17 protein-coding genes and 1 riboswitch are annotated in these 15784 nt (G+C 72.7%); of the genes, 13 read left to right on the top strand and 4 right to left on the bottom strand.

The genetic code is table 11. The annotated features are described in order from the left end of the window. Positions 1–26 precede the first annotated feature (26 nt). The 6 genes from tuf to CCO04_RS05795 all read left to right on the top strand — a co-directional run bounded on the left by tuf (position 27) and on the right by CCO04_RS05795 (position 5509). Positions 27–1220: an elongation factor Tu gene (gene tuf / locus CCO04_RS05820; protein WP_038677270.1), complete on the top strand. Its 1194-nt coding sequence runs from the start codon at positions 27–29 to the stop codon at positions 1218–1220. A 90-nt stretch (positions 1221–1310) separates the two neighbouring features. After that, on the top strand, positions 1311–1658 hold the full coding sequence (locus CCO04_RS05815; protein ID WP_215813183.1) for a hypothetical protein: 348 nt from the start codon (positions 1311–1313) through the stop codon (positions 1656–1658). Positions 1659–1666: 8 nt separating this feature from the next. Beyond that, positions 1667–2380 (top strand): tRNA (guanosine(46)-N7)-methyltransferase TrmB, encoded by a 714-nt coding sequence (gene trmB / locus CCO04_RS05810; protein ID WP_257753953.1) that lies wholly within the window; start codon positions 1667–1669, stop codon positions 2378–2380. A 196-nt stretch (positions 2381–2576) separates the two neighbouring features. Next, entirely contained in the window at positions 2577–3908 is a 1332-nt protein-coding gene (locus tag CCO04_RS05805; protein ID WP_215813181.1) for a PhoH family protein, read from the top strand. A 213-nt stretch (positions 3909–4121) separates the two neighbouring features. Then, positions 4122–4811 (top strand): lytic transglycosylase domain-containing protein, encoded by a 690-nt coding sequence (locus CCO04_RS05800; protein ID WP_215813180.1) that lies wholly within the window; start codon positions 4122–4124, stop codon positions 4809–4811. A gap of 386 nt (positions 4812–5197) precedes the next feature. Then, positions 5198–5509, top strand: a complete 312-nt coding sequence (locus CCO04_RS05795) for a hypothetical protein (protein ID WP_215813179.1) — start codon at positions 5198–5200, stop codon at positions 5507–5509. A gap of 38 nt (positions 5510–5547) precedes the next feature. Here the strand turns inward: CCO04_RS05795 and CCO04_RS05790 are convergent, their stop codons facing one another. Next, entirely contained in the window at positions 5548–6948 is a 1401-nt protein-coding gene (locus tag CCO04_RS05790; RefSeq protein WP_308281138.1) for a class II fumarate hydratase, read from the bottom strand. Positions 6949–7026: 78 nt separating this feature from the next. On the opposite strand from CCO04_RS05790, the gene CCO04_RS05785 reads away from it, so the two are divergent. Continuing rightward, on the top strand, positions 7027–7389 hold the full coding sequence (locus CCO04_RS05785) for a GntR family transcriptional regulator (protein WP_215813178.1): 363 nt from the start codon (positions 7027–7029) through the stop codon (positions 7387–7389). Then, positions 7386–8336, top strand: a complete 951-nt coding sequence (locus CCO04_RS05780) for a hypothetical protein (protein ID WP_215813177.1) — start codon at positions 7386–7388, stop codon at positions 8334–8336. The genes CCO04_RS05785 and CCO04_RS05780 overlap by 4 nt, the downstream gene beginning before the upstream one ends. On the opposite strand, the gene CCO04_RS05775 is transcribed toward CCO04_RS05780, so the two are convergent. The 3 genes from CCO04_RS05775 to CCO04_RS05765 form a co-directional block, all read right to left on the bottom strand. Beyond that, complete coding sequence (locus tag CCO04_RS05775; protein ID WP_215813176.1) at positions 8317–8601, bottom strand: zf-TFIIB domain-containing protein; 285 nt, start codon at positions 8599–8601, stop codon at positions 8317–8319. The two genes, CCO04_RS05780 and CCO04_RS05775, sit on opposite strands and share 20 nt — an antisense overlap. A gap of 52 nt (positions 8602–8653) precedes the next feature. Next, positions 8654–10342: a fumarate hydratase gene (locus CCO04_RS05770; RefSeq protein ID WP_215813175.1), complete on the bottom strand. Its 1689-nt coding sequence runs from the start codon at positions 10340–10342 to the stop codon at positions 8654–8656. Positions 10343–10466: 124 nt separating this feature from the next. Next, positions 10467–11777 carry a choice-of-anchor P family protein gene (locus CCO04_RS05765; RefSeq protein WP_215813174.1) on the bottom strand — a complete coding sequence of 437 codons (1311 nt, stop codon included), beginning with the start codon at positions 11775–11777 and terminating at the stop codon, positions 10467–10469. A gap of 199 nt (positions 11778–11976) precedes the next feature. Between CCO04_RS05765 and CCO04_RS05760 the strand changes: the two genes are divergently transcribed. The 5 genes from CCO04_RS05760 (at position 11977) to CCO04_RS05740 (ending at position 15725) form a co-directional block, all read left to right on the top strand. Further along, positions 11977–13071: an NAD(P)-binding domain-containing protein gene (locus tag CCO04_RS05760; RefSeq protein WP_215813173.1), complete on the top strand. Its 1095-nt coding sequence runs from the start codon at positions 11977–11979 to the stop codon at positions 13069–13071. Positions 13072–13074: 3 nt separating this feature from the next. Further along, positions 13075–13185, top strand: a riboswitch (TPP riboswitch). After that, a complete protein-coding gene (locus CCO04_RS05755; protein ID WP_215813172.1) occupies positions 13176–13766 on the top strand; it encodes a thiamine phosphate synthase in 591 nt (196 codons plus the stop codon). Its footprint overlaps the riboswitch before it by 10 nt. Next, the gene (locus CCO04_RS05750) at positions 13766–14764 is read left to right on the top strand and encodes an FAD-dependent oxidoreductase (RefSeq protein WP_215813171.1); all 999 of its coding nucleotides are present in this window, start codon (positions 13766–13768) and stop codon (positions 14762–14764) included. Before CCO04_RS05755 ends, CCO04_RS05750 begins: the two co-directional genes overlap by 1 nt. After that, the gene (gene thiS, locus CCO04_RS05745; protein ID WP_215813170.1) at positions 14761–14964 is read left to right on the top strand and encodes a sulfur carrier protein ThiS; all 204 of its coding nucleotides are present in this window, start codon (positions 14761–14763) and stop codon (positions 14962–14964) included. The genes CCO04_RS05750 and thiS overlap by 4 nt, the downstream gene beginning before the upstream one ends. Further along, on the top strand, positions 14961–15725 hold the full coding sequence (locus CCO04_RS05740; protein WP_215813169.1) for a thiazole synthase: 765 nt from the start codon (positions 14961–14963) through the stop codon (positions 15723–15725). Before thiS ends, CCO04_RS05740 begins: the two co-directional genes overlap by 4 nt. Positions 15726–15784: the final 59 nt, after the last annotated feature.

Genomic DNA, 15784 nt, shown 5'->3' with positions numbered 1-15784 from the left:
TAACAACACATCCAGGAGGAGCCCCAGTGGCTAAGGCGAAGTTCGAGCGGACCAAGCCGCACGTCAACATCGGCACGATCGGTCACATCGACCACGGCAAGACCACGCTGACCGCGGCGATCTCGAAGGTCCTGCACGACGCGTACCCCGAGCTCAACGAGGCCTCGCCGTTCGACCAGATCGACAAGGCTCCCGAGGAGCGCCAGCGCGGCATCACGATCTCGATCGCGCACATCGAGTACCAGACCGAGGCGCGCCACTACGCGCACGTCGACTGCCCCGGTCACGCGGACTACATCAAGAACATGATCACCGGTGCCGCCCAGATGGACGGCGCGATCCTCGTGGTCGCCGCGACCGACGGTCCGATGCCGCAGACCCGTGAGCACGTGCTGCTCGCCCGCCAGGTCGGCGTCCCCGCCCTGGTCGTCGCGCTCAACAAGTGCGACATGGTCGACGACGACGAGCTCATCGAGCTCGTCGAGATGGAGGTGCGCGAGCTCCTCTCCGAGTACGAGTACCCGGGCGACGACGTTCCGGTCGTGCGCGTTGCTGCCTTCCCGGCGCTGAACGGCGACGAGAAGTGGGGCAAGTCGGTCCTCGAGCTCATGTCGGCCGTGGACGAGTACATCCCGCAGCCCGAGCGTGAGGTCGACAAGCCGTTCCTCATGCCCGTCGAGGACGTCTTCACGATCACCGGTCGTGGCACCGTCATCACCGGTCGTATCGAGCGCGGCATCGTCAAGGTGAACGAGGAGGTCGAGATCATCGGCATCCGCGACACCTCGCAGAAGACCACCGTCACCGGTGTCGAGATGTTCCGCAAGCTGCTCGACGAGGGCCAGGCCGGTGAGAACGTCGGTCTGCTCCTGCGCGGCACCAAGCGCGAGGACGTCGAGCGCGGCATGGTCGTGGTGAAGCCGGGGACCACCACCCCGCACACCAACTTCGAGGCGAGCGTCTACATCCTCTCGAAGGAGGAGGGCGGCCGTCACACGCCGTTCTTCAACAACTACCGTCCGCAGTTCTACTTCCGGACCACCGACGTGACCGGCGTCGTGACCCTTCCCGAGGGCACCGAGATGGTCATGCCGGGCGACAACACGGACATGACGGTCGAGCTGATCCAGCCGATCGCCATGGACGAGGGTCTGAAGTTCGCGATCCGTGAGGGTGGCCGCACCGTCGGCGCCGGCCGGGTCACGAAGATCACCAAGTGATCTGACCTGCTTCGGGGGGAGCCCCTGCCGCTTCGGCGGCAGGGGCTCCTCTGCTTTTGCGGCGCGGGCGCCGGATGGGAGAATCCGCCGGTGAGCCAGCCGCCCGGACCGAACCCCTACGACCCCCGGCCGTACCCGCCGTACGGCGGCTACGGGCTGCCGCCGGCGCCGCCGCCGGACCACCCGCAGGCGACGACGGTGCTGATCCTGGGCATCCTCGGCATCGTGCTGTGCCAGGTGCTGGCGCCGTTCGCGTGGGTGATGGGCGGGCGGGTCCGCAAGGAGATCGCGGCGTCCCGGGGGACCGTCGGCGGCTCCCAGATGGTCACCATCGGCTGGGTGCTCGGCATCGTCGGAAGCTGCCTGCTGCTGCTCGGGCTGGCGTTCGCGGTGGTCTACGTGATCTTCATCGTGATCCTGATCGGGAGCTCGGCATGAGTGGTGGCGTGACGCCCGCGCGACCGCACCACAAGCTCACCGAGGACGGCCGGCGGCTGCGCGAGGTGCTGACGTACTCGCGGCGCGGCAGCCGGTTCTCGCCCAAGCAGCAGGCCGCCTGGGACACGTACGCCGAGCGGTGGGTCATCCCCGACGAGGCCGTCGACCGCCCCGGCTTCACCTTCGCCTCCTGCTTCGAGCGCGAGGCGCCGCTGGTCGTCGAGATCGGCGGCGGCGTCGGCGAGGCCACCGCGGCCCTGGCCGCGGCGCGTCCCGAGGTCAACGTGCTGGCCCTGGAGGTCTGGCAGCCGGGCGTGGCCGAGAGCCTGGGCCGGGTGGGCGAGGCGGGTGCGACCAACGTCCGCTTCTGCGGCGTCGACGCGGTCTGGACCCTGGAGCACCTGCTCGGGCCGGGCGCGATCAGCGAGCTGTGGACGTTCTTCCCCGATCCCTGGCACAAGACCCGCCACCACAAGCGCCGGCTGGTCAACGCCGAGAACGCGGCGCTGGTCGCCTCCCGGCTCGCTCCGGGCGCGCTCTGGCGCCTGGCCACCGACTGGGCCGACTACGCCGAGCAGATGGTCGAGGTGCTCGACGCGGAGCCGCTGCTCGAGGGCGGTGTGGTCGAGCGCTGGGCGGACCGGCCGGTCACCAAGTTCGAGCGCAAGGGGCTCGCGAAGGACCGCGTCATCACCGACCTGACCTACCGACGCGTCACCTGACATTAACTTCCGTGGACCGGCGTGGCGCCCGGTTTGGTCGGGAGCCGGGCGTACCTTCCGAAGCAGTGGCAGGTGGGGAAGCCGGCCACATCGGGAGGCCCGACGTGAACCATCACGCAAGCGCAGCCCGGTCCGTCCACAAGGAATAGGGCCGGGGCGGCCCTACGGGGGCGCGTGCGGTCCGGTGAGGTGAGTCGTGGGAACCAATCACGATGGGGCACAGACCAGCACGCAGCGCCGTACCTACGTCCTCGACACCAGCGTCCTGCTGGCCGACCCGGCCGCCCTGCGCCGGTTCGCCGAGCACGAGGTCGTCCTGCCGGTGGTCGTGATCACCGAGCTCGAGGCCAAGCGCCACCACCCCGAGCTCGGGTACTTCGCACGCAGCGCGCTGCGCTCGCTCGACGAGATGCGGGTGAGCCACGGCCGGCTCGACACCCCCGTCCCGATGGGGGACGAGGGCGGCAGCGTGCGGGTCGAGCTCAACCACACCGACGCCACGTCGCTGCCCTCGGGCTTCCGGCTCGGTGACAACGACACCCGCATCCTCGCCGTCGCCCGCAACCTGGCCGACGAGGGCCACGACGTCACGCTGGTCTCCAAGGACCTGCCGATGCGGATCAAGGCCTCGGCGGTCGGCCTGGCCGCGGAGGAGTACCGCGGCGAGACCATCAGCGACTCCGACACCGGCTACTCCGGCATGGCCGAGCTCGAGGTCAGCGGCACCGAGCTCGACGAGCTCTACGACGACGGCACCCTCGACCACGCCGAGGCGCGCGAGATGCCCTGCCACACCGGCCTGGTGCTGCTCTCCGAGCGCGGGACGGCGCTCGGCCGGGTCGGCCCCGACAAGCAGGTGCACCTGGTGCGCGGCGACCGCGAGGCGTTCGGCATCCACGGCCGCAGCGCCGAGCAGCGGGTGGCCCTGGACCTGCTCCTGGACCCCGAGGTGGGCATCGTCTCGCTCGGCGGCCGGGCCGGCACCGGCAAGTCCGCCCTGGCCCTCTGTGCGGGCCTGGAGGCGGTCATGGAGCGCCAGCAGCACAAGAAGGTCGTCGTCTTCCGCCCGCTCTTCGCGGTGGGCGGCCAGGAGCTCGGCTACCTGCCCGGCTCGGAGTCGGAGAAGATGTCGCCCTGGGCCCAGGCCGTCTTCGACACCCTCGGCGCGCTCACCTCGCGCGACGTGGTCGACGAGATCCTCGACCGCGGCATGCTCGAGGTGCTGCCGCTGACCCACATCCGCGGCCGCTCGCTGCACGACTCGTTCGTCATCGTCGACGAGGCGCAGTCGCTGGAGCGCAACGTGCTGCTGACCGTGCTGTCCCGGATCGGCGCGAACTCCAAGGTCGTGCTCACCCACGACGTCGCCCAGCGCGACAACCTGCGGGTGGGCCGCCACGACGGCGTGGTCGCGGTCGTGGAGAAGCTCAAGGGTCACCCGCTCTTCGCCCACGTCACGCTGACCCGCTCCGAGCGCTCGCCGATCGCCGCGCTGGTCACCGAGATGCTGGAGAACGTGGTCCTCTGACGCCGCCCGCCGAGGAGGCGGGTGGGACGCCTGTGACTCGTGTGCCCCAGGGGGCGGACGGGTTCACGCGAACCGGGGGAAGTTCCGCGGTTCGGTTTGCGTCCCCTCGCCTCCTCAGGCAGGGTGGGCGCTTGGCCACCGGCGGTGATGACATCGAGTCGGGCCCGATCGGGCGGTGGCTGCGCCCCTGACGTCGAGCCCGGATACGAGCACTTGTCGAATCACGCCAAGCCCGCACCGAAGCATCGCGGAGCGCCGAAGCACGCCCACCTGGCCCGTGCGCCGCGCAAGGCCGCGCGCAACGCCGTCGTCTTCTCCTCCGTCGCGGTCGCCGTGACCGGGGTCTCGATCGCGGCCGGCCTCGCCGGCCAGCACGTGGCCCCGCCGGCCGCCGCCAGCGCCGACCTCGACCCGCTCGCCCGGACCTCGTCCGACGGTGCCGCGGCCGAGGGCACCACGGCCTCCGCCACCGACCAGACCGCCCCGCGCCGCGAGGCCGTCCTGTCGCGCAGCGACCGTCGTCCCGAGTCGGTCCCGGCCAAGGCCCTCGACCTCAGCGAGGCCCGCACCGCCGCGATGACCGACGAGCGCAAGCTCTCCGACTCCGACCCGCGCGACATCGCCCGCGCGCTCCTGGGGGAGTTCGGCTTCTCCTCCGACCAGTTCGGCTGCCTCGACTCGCTGTGGACCCGCGAGTCCAACTGGCGCGTCAACGCCGACAACCCGACGTCCAGCGCCTACGGCATCCCGCAGGCACTGCCCGGCTCCAAGATGTCGACCGAGGGCGCGGACTGGGCGACCAACCCGGCCACCCAGATCCGCTGGGGCCTGGGCTACATCAAGAACCGCTACGGCAGCCCCTGCAGCGCCTGGGGGCACAGCGAGTCCGTCGGCTGGTACTGAGCTGGATGGCGCGAGCGCGTCGCTCCTTCGTCGCGCCGCGCTGCCGCGCTCGCGGTCGAGGTTCTGGCCGGTCGTTCGGACTTGGCGGCCAGACGTCGGCGTCGGCGGTAACGCCGACGTCGTCGCCTCCGGTCGCTCGTGCCTCGCTCGCTTCGGCTTCTCGTCGGCGTTGCCGCCGATCGGCCTTGCTGGGGGACCCGGCTGGTCGGTGGGGGTGGTTGGGCGGGCCGGGTGGTCGGGCGGGCCGGGTGGTCGGGCGGGCGCGGTGGTCGGTGCGGGTGGTTGGGCGGCGACACGCCGCTTGGGCGCGTTCGGAGGGGCTGAGGGTGCATGATGACGCCTAGCCGGGGCTTCCGGGTGCCCCGTACGACAGAAGGGGCCCGCACATGCTCTGGACCATCATCGTCACCCTGGTCGGCGGCACCGTCATCGGACTCATCGGCAAGGCCGTGGCGCCCGGCGACCGCACGAAGTTCCCGCTCTGGCTCACCGTCGCGTGCGGTGTGGTCGGCATGCTCGTCGGCAGCCTGCTCTACTGGGTGCTGTTCGGGCACAACAACAAGCCGTTCGACGGGCACGAAGCCACCTGGGACAACGCCACCAACGGCATCGACTGGCTGCGCCACCTGTGGCAGATCGCGGTGGCCGCGATCGCGGTGATCGTCGCGGCGACGCTGACCGGGCGCAAGCGGGCCTGAGGCGCGCTCCGCGGGGCCGGGGGTGGCCCCGGGCCGGGCTAGGGGTGCGTCATCGAGGCGAGGTCGAGGGCGGCGTCGAGCTGCTCGAGGGTGAGCTCGCCGCGCTCGACGTACCCGAGGGCCAGCACGGTCTCGCGGATGGTGCTGCCGGTGGCGAGCGCCTGCTTGGCGATCTTGGCGGCCGCCTCGTAGCCGATGTGCTGGTTGAGCGGCGTGACGACCGAGGGTGACGAGGCGGCATAGCGCAGCATCCGGTCGGCGTCGGCGGTGATGCCGTCGATGCAGCGCTCGGCGAGGGTGCGGGAGGCGGCGGCGAGGAGCCGGACGGACTCGAGCACGTTGCGGGCCAGGACCGGCATGGCGACGTTGAGCTCGAAGCTGCCGCTCGCGCCGGCGACGGTGACCGCGGCGTCGTTGCCGATGACCTGCATGCAGACCATGAGGGTGGCCTCGGGCAGCACCGGGTTGACCTTGCCGGGCATGATCGACGAGCCCGGCTGGAGGTCGGGCAGGTGGATCTCGGCGAGGCCGGTGGTGGGGCCCGAGCCCATCCAGCGCAGGTCGTTGCAGATCTTGGTCAGGCCGACCGCGATCGTGCGCAGGACGCCGCTGAGCTCGACCAGCGAGTCGCGGGTGCCCTGGGCCTCGAAGTGGTTGCGGGCCTCGGTGAACTCCTGGCCGGTCGCCGCGCTGAGCGCCTCGATCGCGGCGCCGGCGAAGCCGGGCGGGGTGTTGATGCCGGTGCCGACGGCGGTGCCGCCCAGGGGGAGCTCCCGCACCCGAGGCAGGACGGCGGCGAGCCGCTCCGCGCCGTAGCGGATCGTCGCGGCGTAGCCGCCGAGCTCCTGGCCCAGCGTCACCGGGGTGGCGTCCATCAGGTGGGTGCGCCCGGACTTCACCAGGCCGGCGAACTCGTCGGCCTTGGCCTCGAGCGAGGTGGCGAGCTGGTCGAGCCCGGGGACCAGGTCGTCGGTGACGGCCAGCGTCGCGGCGACGTGGATCGCGGTCGGGAAGGTGTCATTGCTCGACTGGCTGGCGTTGACGTGGTCGTTGGGGTGCGCGGTGACGCCCTCGCGGGCGCACAGCGAGGCGATGACCTCGTTGGCGTTCATGTTGGAGCTGGTGCCCGAGCCGGTCTGGAAGACGTCGATCGGGAACTGGTCGTCGTACCGCCCGTCGGCGACGGCGCGGGCCGCGGTCGTGATCGCGGTGGCGAGCTCGGGGTCGAGGACGCCGAGCGCCACGTTGGCGCTCGCCGCGGCGCCCTTGACGTGACCGAGGGCGTGGATCAGGGCGGGCTCGATCGGCGTGCCGCTGATCGGGAAGTTCTCGACCGCGCGCTGGGTCTGGGCGCGCCACAGGGCGGCGGCCGGGACGAGGACCTCGCCCATGGAGTCGTGCTCGGTGCGGAAGGCGGTGTGCTCGTGCGGGGTGCTCACGACACCGACGCTACTCGGCCGTGCCACCTCGGCGGAGGGGGAGGAGCGTTGATCGAGTTGTTCTAGTATGATGCAAACATGTTGCTGCGGGTCGACCCCACCAGCCCGCTCGGGCTCGCCGAGCAGATCGCCGCCCAGGTGCGCGCGGCGATCATCGACGGCAGCCTGCGCGGCGGCGACAAGCTGCCGCCGGCCCGCGAGCTGGCCGCGGGGCTCGACGTCAACATGCACACCGTGCTGCGCGCCTATGCCGCGCTGCGCGACGAGGGGGTCGTCGACCTGCGCCGCGGCCGGGGTGCGCACGTGCGCAGCGACCTCGCCGAGCCCGACCGCGAGCGGGTCGCGCTGCGCCGCGAGGTGCGGGCGCTGCTCGACCGGGCCGCGCGCATCGGCCTGACCCCCGACCAGCTCGTCGACGAGATCCGAAAGGCCACCCCATGACCCTCCGCCTCCGGCAGCTCCTCGCCGCCCTCGTCGTGCTCCAGGCGCCTCTGTGGGCGATCGGGACGGCCCTGCTCCTGCGCGGCGACGTGCCCGACCCGCTGCCGACCCACTGGGACCTCGGCGGGGACGTCGACGGCACCTCCGGGCTCGCCGCGTTCACCACGATCGTCCTGGGCGTGGTGGTCCTCGCCGCGGCGGTGGCGCTCGTGCTCGTCGCCCGCGCCGGCCGCCGTACGGCGCTCGGCGGGCTGGGCGCCGCGGCCGCCACCTGGGTCGCGGGCCTGCCTGCCGCGCTCTTCGTGGCGACGCTGGTGGCCTCCGCGGACGCCGTCCGGGCCGCGGACGTCCGGCTGCCGGTCCTGAGCATCGTCGCGGCCACGCTGGTGCCGTTCGTGGCCGCGTTCGCGGTGCACCGGCTGCTGCCCGCACCGCTCCCGGACGCCGAGGCGCCGCCCGCGCCCTCGTCCAGCCTGGTGCTGGCCGACGGCGAGCGGGTCGCCTGGGTCGGCCAGGCCTCGTCCGGCCGGATGCTCGTGGCGGGGGTCGTGCTCGGGCTCGGCACGGTCCCGCTGTGGTTCGCGGTGTGGCCGGCGGCGCTCGCGGCCGGGCTCGCCGCCGTGGCCCTCGCCTGGACCCACGTCGTCACGGTGCGCGTCGACGACGCCGGCGTCGCGGTGTCGTGGGGCCCCGCGCAGTGGCCGCGGGTCCGGGTGCCCGTCGACCGGATCGCGAGCGCGCAGGCCGAGCACGTCGAGCCGCTGCGCTGGGGCGGCTGGGGCTACCGCCGTACGACGCGCGGGCGGGCGGCCGTCGCGCGTCGCGGACCGGGCCTGGTGCTCACCCTGCGCGACGGTCAGCGGTTCGCGGCGACCGTCGACCGACCCGAACCGGCCGCCGAGCTGGTGAACGCCCTGGTCGGGCGGTTCAGTCGAACAGCTCGCTGAGCCAGGACTCGCGCTTGCGCTTCTTGTAGTAGCCCTGCTGCTGCGGCGGGTACTGCTGCTGCTGGCGCGGCTCGCGGTAGTTGTCGTACTGCTTCTGCGGCGGCGCCTGCGGGGCGGCCGGCGCCGGAGCGTCGACGGAGCGGTCGATGATCTTGTCGAGCTCGCCGCGGTCGAGCCACACGCCCCGGCACTGGGGGCAGTAGTCGATCTCGATCCCGCTCCGCTCGCTCATCACGAGCGTCGTCTCATCCACAGGGCAGCGCATGCCTGGTGAACGGTTCGGGGGCGCCGGTGGTTCCCGGCGCCCCGCGGCGCGACTACTCGGCCGAGCGGACCCGGATCCCGGTGATCGGCACGGTGACCGCGCCGCCGGGGTCGGTGAAGAAGTCGTTGCCCTTGTTGTCGACGACGATGAAGGCGGGGAAGTCCTCGACCTCGATCTTCCAGACCGCCTCCATGCCGAGCTCGGGGTACTCGATGACCTCCTGGCTCTTGATGCAGTCCTGGGCCAGGCGGGCGGCCGGGCCGCCGATCGAGCCGAGGTAGAAGCCGCCGTAGGCGTCGCACGCCTCGGTGACCTGCTTCGAGCGGTTGCCCTTGGCGAGCATGACCATCGAGCCGCCGGCGGCCTGGAAGGACTTCACGTAGGAGTCCATCCGGCCCGCGGTGGTCGGGCCGAACGAGCCGGACGCCATGCCCTCGGGGGTCTTGGCCGGGCCGGCGTAGTAGACCGGGTGGTTCTTGAGGTACTCCGGCATCTCCTCGCCGGCGTCCAGGCGCTCCTGGATCTTGGCGTGCGCGATGTCGCGCGCGACCACGAGCGGGCCGGTCAGCGAGAGCCGCGTCTTGACCGGGTACGACGACAGCTGGGCCAGGATCTCGCTCATCGGCCGGTTGAGGTCGACCTTGACGACCTCGCCGCCGGAGATGTCCTCGGCGACGCCGGCGTCGGGCATGTACTGCGCCGGGTCGGTCTCGAGCTGCTCGAGGAAGACGCCGTCGGCGGTGATCTTGCCGAGCGCCTGGCGGTCGGCCGAGCAGGAGACGGCGATCGCGACCGGGCACGACGCGCCGTGGCGGGGGAGCCGGACCACGCGCACGTCGTGGCAGAAGTACTTGCCGCCGAACTGGGCGCCGATGCCGAAGGACTGGGTCAGCTTGAAGACCTCCTCCTCGAGCTCGAGGTCGCGGAAGCCGTGGGCGCTCATCGAGCCCTCGGTCGGCAGGTTGTCGAGGTAGTGCGCGCTGGCGTACTTCGCGGTCTTCAGCGCGAACTCGGCCGACGTACCGCCGATCACCACCGCCAGGTGGTACGGCGGGCAGGCGGCCGTGCCGAGCGAGCGGATCTTCTCGTCGAGGAACTCCAGCATCCGCTTCGGGTTGAGGACGGCCTTGGTCTCCTGGAACAGGAACGACTTGTTGGCCGAGCCGCCGCCCTTGGCCATGAAGAGGAACTTGTACTCCGGGCCCTTCTCGCCCTGGGCGGTGGAGTAGAGCTCGATCTGGGCCGGCAGGTTGGTGCCGGTGTTCTTCTCCTCGTACGTCGTCAGCGGCGCGAGCTGGCTGTAGCGCAGGTTGAGCTTGGTGTAGGCGTCGTAGACGCCCTTGCTGATCCACTCGCCGTCCTCGGCGCCGGTGAGCACGCCCTCGGACTTCTTGCCCATCACGATCGCGGTGCCGGTGTCCTGGCACATCGGCAGCACGCCGCCGGCGGAGATGTTGACGTTCTTGAGCAGGTCGAGCGCGACGAAGCGGTCGTTGCCCGAGGCCTCGGGGTCGTCGATGATCTTGCGCAGCTGGGCCAGGTGGGCGGGCCGCAGGTAGTGGCTGATGTCGTGCATCGCCTCGGCGGTGAGCCGCTGGATGGCCGCCGGATCGACCTTGAGGAAGGTCTGGCCGTCGGGGCCCTCGACGGTCTCGACGCCCTCCTTCGTGATCAACCGGTAGGGCGTGTCGTCCTTGCCGGTGGGGAGGAGGTCGGAGTAACGGAACTCAGCTTCAGCCACGAGCACACAGGATATCCCGCCCGGAGCCCGGGCCACCCATCGGTGGACCCGGCCCCGGGAACGGCCGAGGGGCCGGACCGCCTTGCGGCGACCCGGCCCCTCGGAGGGTGGTCCGTGCGAACCGTCAGCCGGCGGACGGGGCGATGGCGGTGTAGGCCACACCCAGCTCGACGGTGGCGCCGACCGGCAGACCCGCCTGAGCGGTGTCGAGCGTGATCTTGACGGCCGTGATGGCGTTCTGGAAGGCACCACCGTTGGTGCTGGTCTGCTGGAGGTTCAGCGCGACCTTGCCGAGCCCGGCGATGTCGAGGATCGTGTTGGGCGAGACGTTGATCGGGATCTTCTGGCCCGCGATCACCAGGTTGACCAGCTGCATGTCCATCGTGGACGTCCACTTGCCGTCCTGCAGCTTGCCGGCCGCGCTCACCTTGATGGCGTTGGCCTTGACCAGGCCGCCGAGCAGGTTGATGCCCGCGGTCTGGTTGGTGTTGGTGACCTCGGCGTTGCCGTAGGCGTCCTTCTTGGACGTCGTGGTCGAGCTGATCACGCCGGTGGTGAGGATGCCGGGCACCCGGACGCCGAGCGTGGAGTTGGTCAGCGTGCGGCCGTTGCTGGAGCCGACGGGCGTGCCGACGCGGGCGGTCGGGTCGCTGACGACCTGGATGTCGTCGCCGACGTGCGCCTGGATGCGGGTGCCGTAGGCGGTGCCGCCGAGCGAGGCGCCGGAGGCCGGAGCGACCTCGGAGAGGTACTGGTTGACCGGGTTGACCAGCAGCGTGACGCCGGCCGAGTAGCCGCCGAGCGGCTTGAGCAGCGTGATGCCGACGGCCCACGCCATGGTGCCGGCCAGGTCACCCTCGGGCTGGTCGTACTTGCCGTGCAGCGCGTAGTTGAGCGTGACGCTCGCGACGCCCGGGATGGTGACCGCGTAGTTCTTGGGGATGTTCAGCGGCAGCTTGATGCCGGCGATCTTGATGTTCGCCAGGCGGCTGTTGGCGGTGTACGACGCCGAACCGTCCGCTCGACCGGTGGTGGTCACGTTGGTCTCGAGCGCGTCGGCCGAGATCAGGCCGCCGAGGAGGCTGACGTGCGCCGTCCGGGCGAAGGACTTGAGGGTCGTGGTCTGACCGACCAGCGCCTTCTGCACCACCGCGTCGGTCTTGGTCTCGACCGCGCCGACCTCGGCGAGGTTGAGCACCTTGACGGCCGCGGTGCTGTTCTTGGAGCTGCTGGACTTCGCCCCGCCGGTGACGCCCGACTGGGCGGTCAGGTCGGACTGGACGACGCCGTCGAGCACCTTGATGTAGGTCGCGCCGGTGCTGGCCGAGTAGGACCAGTAGACCGGGTCGGCGGCGTGAGCCGGCGCCGGTACGGCGACCAGACCTGCACCCCCGAGAGCAAAGGCGACAAGAGTGACGAGCTTCCGCACGTTCACGGGACCCCATTCCCATTCGTGTTGTGACTTTTTTGAAGTTTGTCCCCCCAGGAAACCACCGCGCACCCGCTCGTGACGAGCGCGCGAGGGCATTCCGGACATCAATTTAACGAAGGTTCTGCCGGCAAGTCACGCCTGATCTGCCCGCGAGACGGATCCGGTGCGGGCATAGCCGGGCCGGCGCCGCCGTTGTACCGGCGTGCACGTGTACGACGCGGTGGTCATCGGAGCCGGTCAGGCGGGGCTCTCCGCCTCCTTCCACCTGACCCGGTTGGGCCTCGACCACGTCGTCCTCGACGCCAACCCGCAGCCCGGCGGCGCCTGGCAGCACCGGTGGGACTCGCTGTCGATGCACGACGTGCACGGCGTCGCGGACCTGCCCGACGCGCCCGCGCCGGGGGACTCCGGGGCCCGGGCCAACGTGGTCGTGCCGGACTGGTTCGGCCGCTACGAGAGCGAGCACGGGCTGCCCGTCGTCCGGCCGGTGCGGGTCGAGCGGGTGACCGAGGACGCCGACGGGCTGCTCGTCGTCCACGCGGGGGAGCGCGCGTGGACCGCACGCACGCTGGTCAACGCGACCGGTACCTGGACCCGGCCGTTCGTGCCGCACTACCCGGGCGCCGAGACGTTCGCGGGGGAGCAGCTGCACACCGCCGACTACCCGGGCCCCGAGCACTTCGACGGCAAGCGCGTCGTCGTGGTCGGCGGCGGGGCGTCCGCGGTGCAGTTCCTCGGCGAGCTGGGGCCGCGGACCGATGTGGTCTGGGTGACCCGCCGGCCGCCGGTGTGGCGCGACCGCTTCGACGAGAACGCCGGGCGCCACGCGATCGAGCTCGTCCAGGAGCGGGTCCGTGCGGGCCTGCCCCCGGCGAGCGTGGTGAGCGTGACCGGGCTGGCACTGCGCCCGCAGGAGCAGGAGGCCGCCCGGCTGGGGGTGTACGAGCGCCGGCGCCCGATGTTCGCGCGGATCGAGCCCGACGGCGTGCGCTGGGCCGACGGCTCGTTCGAGCGGGCCGACGTCATCCTCTGGGCGACCGGGTTCCGGCCGGCCGTGGGCCACCTCGCGCCGCTGCACCTGCGCAGCGAGCACGGCGGGATCGCCCTGCTGCAGAGCGGGACCGACGTGCAGACCGCGACCACCGCGCTGCGCGACCCGCGCGTCCAGCTCGTGGGCTACGGACCCTCGGCCAGCACCATCGGCGGCAACCGCGCCGGCCGGGCCGCGGCGCTCGCCGTCCGGCGCTACCTCGCCGAGCACCCTCTGGAGCTCGCCGAGGATCGTGCGCTAGCGTGAGTCACGACCACCCACGGGAGTCCGCGGCAGCGGGCTGAGAGGGAGCTGGAGCCGCTCCGACCGTCACACCTGATCCGGATCATGCCGGCGAAGGAACGGACCTGATGAGCGCACGTCTTTTCTGCCTGACCTCCTCTGCGGAGGACCTCACCCTGCTCCCCGCGCTGGCCGAGGCCGGCGTCGACGGCTTCCAGGTGCGGGACAAGTCCCTGCCCACCGGCGCGCTGGTCGCGCTGACCCGGTCGGTGCTGGCCGCCGTCCGGCCGTACGGCGCCACGGTCGTCGTCAACGACCGGTTGGACGTCGCCCTCTCGGCGGGCGCGGACGGCGTCCACCTCGGCACGAGCGACCTCGCCGTCGCCGACGCCCGCCGGCTCGCGCCCGGGCTGCTCGTCGGGGCGACTTGTCGCTCGCGCGCCGAGGTCGTCGCCGCCGCGGAGGCCGGGGCCGACTACGCCGGCTTCGGCCCGGTGCTCGCGACCTCGTCCAAGGCCGGCTTGCCCACGCCGCTGGGGTTCGCGGCCGTGACCGCGGCCGCCGGCGTGCTGCCGCTGGTGGCGATCGGCGGGCTCGGCACGGACTCCGCCGCGCAGGCGCGCGCCGCCGGGGCGTACGGCGTGGCGGTGATCGGCGCGATCTGGCGACAACCCGACCCGGTGGGGTCAGCGAAGGAGCTCGTCGCGGCGGTCGGCTGATGCGCGTCGACGTGCTGGGCGCGGGGATCGTCGGGCTGACGGTCGCCGAGGAGCTCGGCCGTCGCGGGCACTGCGTCGCGGTGGTCGATCCGGACCCGGCCAGTGGGGCGTCGTACGCCGCGGCGGGGATGCTGAGCCCCGGTGCCGAGGTGTGGCACGGCGAGGAGGAGATCCTCCGGCTCGGGGTGGCCTCGCTGGCGCTGTGGCCGGCGCTCGCCGAGCGGCTGGGGGTCGCGCTGCGGCGGACCGGCACCCTCCTCGTCGGGTACGACGGCGGCGACCTCCAGCAGGTCGAGCGCCAGGTGGCGCTGCTCGGCCGGCGCGGTCACGAGGCCCGGCTGCTCGGCCGGGCCGGCGTGCGCGCGGCCGAGCCGACCCTGGCCCGGGTGGCCGGCGGCGCGCTGCTGCCCGACGAGGCGAGCGTGGACCCGCGCGCGGTCTGCGCGGCGCTGCTCGACCGGGTCGCGCTGCGCCCCACCGCGCGGCCCGAAGCCGAGGTCACCGTGGTCGCCACCGGCGCGCGGCTCCCGGCGCCGTGGACCGGCCTGGTGAGCGGGGTGCGCGGCGAGGTGCTGCGGCTGCGCTCGGACGACCCGCCGCGTCGTACGGTCCGCGGGTGGGTGGGCGGCGAGGCCGTCTACCTGGTCCCGCGCGGCGACGGCCGGGTGGTGCTCGGCGCGACCTCCGAGGCCCACGCCGCGCCGCCGGTCCTCACCGGCGGGGGCACGCTGCGGCTGCTGGCCGCCGCGCGCGCCGTGTGGCCGGCCCTGGACCGGGCCGAGCTCGTCGAGGGGACCGCCCGGGACCGCCCCGCGACCGCCGACGGCCTGCCGCTGGTCGGGCCCAGCGGCGTCCCGGGCGTCGTCCTCGCGGCCGGGCACTACCGGCACGGCGTGCTGCTGGCCCCGCTCACCGCACGGCTCGTCGCCGACCACCTCGAGACCGGACACGTCGACCCCGCGGTGGATCCCCGCCGCACGACCGAAGGAGCACCATGACGATCACCTGCAACGGCGAGCCGGTGCGCACGGAGGCCCGTGCGATCGCCGACCTGCTGCACGAGCGCCTCGGCGACCCGCGTCCCCACGGTGTCGCGGTCGCGGTCAACGACGAGGTGGTCCCGCGCGGCGAGTGGGCCGCCCGGCGGCTCGTCGACGGCGACGTCGTCGAGGTCGTGACGGCGGTGCAGGGCGGATGAGCGAGCTCTCGATCGCCGGCGTCGTCCTGCCGTCCCGGCTCTTCCTCGGCACCGGAGGGCTGCCCCACGTCGCGCTCGTCGGCCCGGTGCTGGACGCGGCGCGCCCGGCCCTGGTGACCGTCTCGGTGCGCCGGACCTCCTCGCTCGCCGAGGGCGGGCTGCTCGCGGCGCTGCGGGACGCGGGGGTCCGGCTGCTGCCCAACACCGCCGGTTGCCTGTCGGCCCGCGAGGCCGTGCTCACCGCCGAGCTGGCCCGCGAGGCCCTCGGCACCGACTGGGTCAAGCTCGAGGTGGTGGGCGACGAGCGCTCGCTGCTGCCCGACGCGGTCGAGCTGCTCGACGCGGCCGAGGACCTGGTCCGGCGCGGCTTCGTCGTGCTGCCCTACACGACCGATGACCCGGTGCTCGCCCGGCGCCTGGTCGATGCCGGCTGCGCGGCCGTGATGCCGCTCGGCTCACCGATCGGCTCGGGGCTCGGCGTGCTCAACCCGCATGCGATCGCCGCCGTACGGGCGGCGGTCGAGGTGCCCGTCGTCCTCGACGCCGGGGTCGGTACGGCGAGCGACGCCGCGCTGGCCATGGAGCTCGGCTGCGACGCGGTCCTCGCCGCCACCGCGGTCACCCGCGCCGACGACCCGGTGGCGATGGCCTCCGCGCTGCGACTCGGCGTCGAGGCGGGACGGCTCGCGTGGTCGGCGGGCCGGATCCCGCGCCGCAGCGAGGCCCGCGCCTCCAGCCCGGTCCTGGGGAGGATCGGATGAACCACCCCACGGACTTCTTCTCCTCCGCTGCGCTCCCCCGAACAAGTCCGCGGGGACCC

Origin of the sequence: Pimelobacter sp. 30-1 (assembly GCF_018831735.1) — a bacterium.
In the GTDB taxonomy this organism is placed as follows: Bacteria; Actinomycetota; Actinomycetes; order Propionibacteriales; family Nocardioidaceae; genus Nocardioides.
This window is presented reverse-complemented; position numbering and strand designations above follow the sequence as displayed.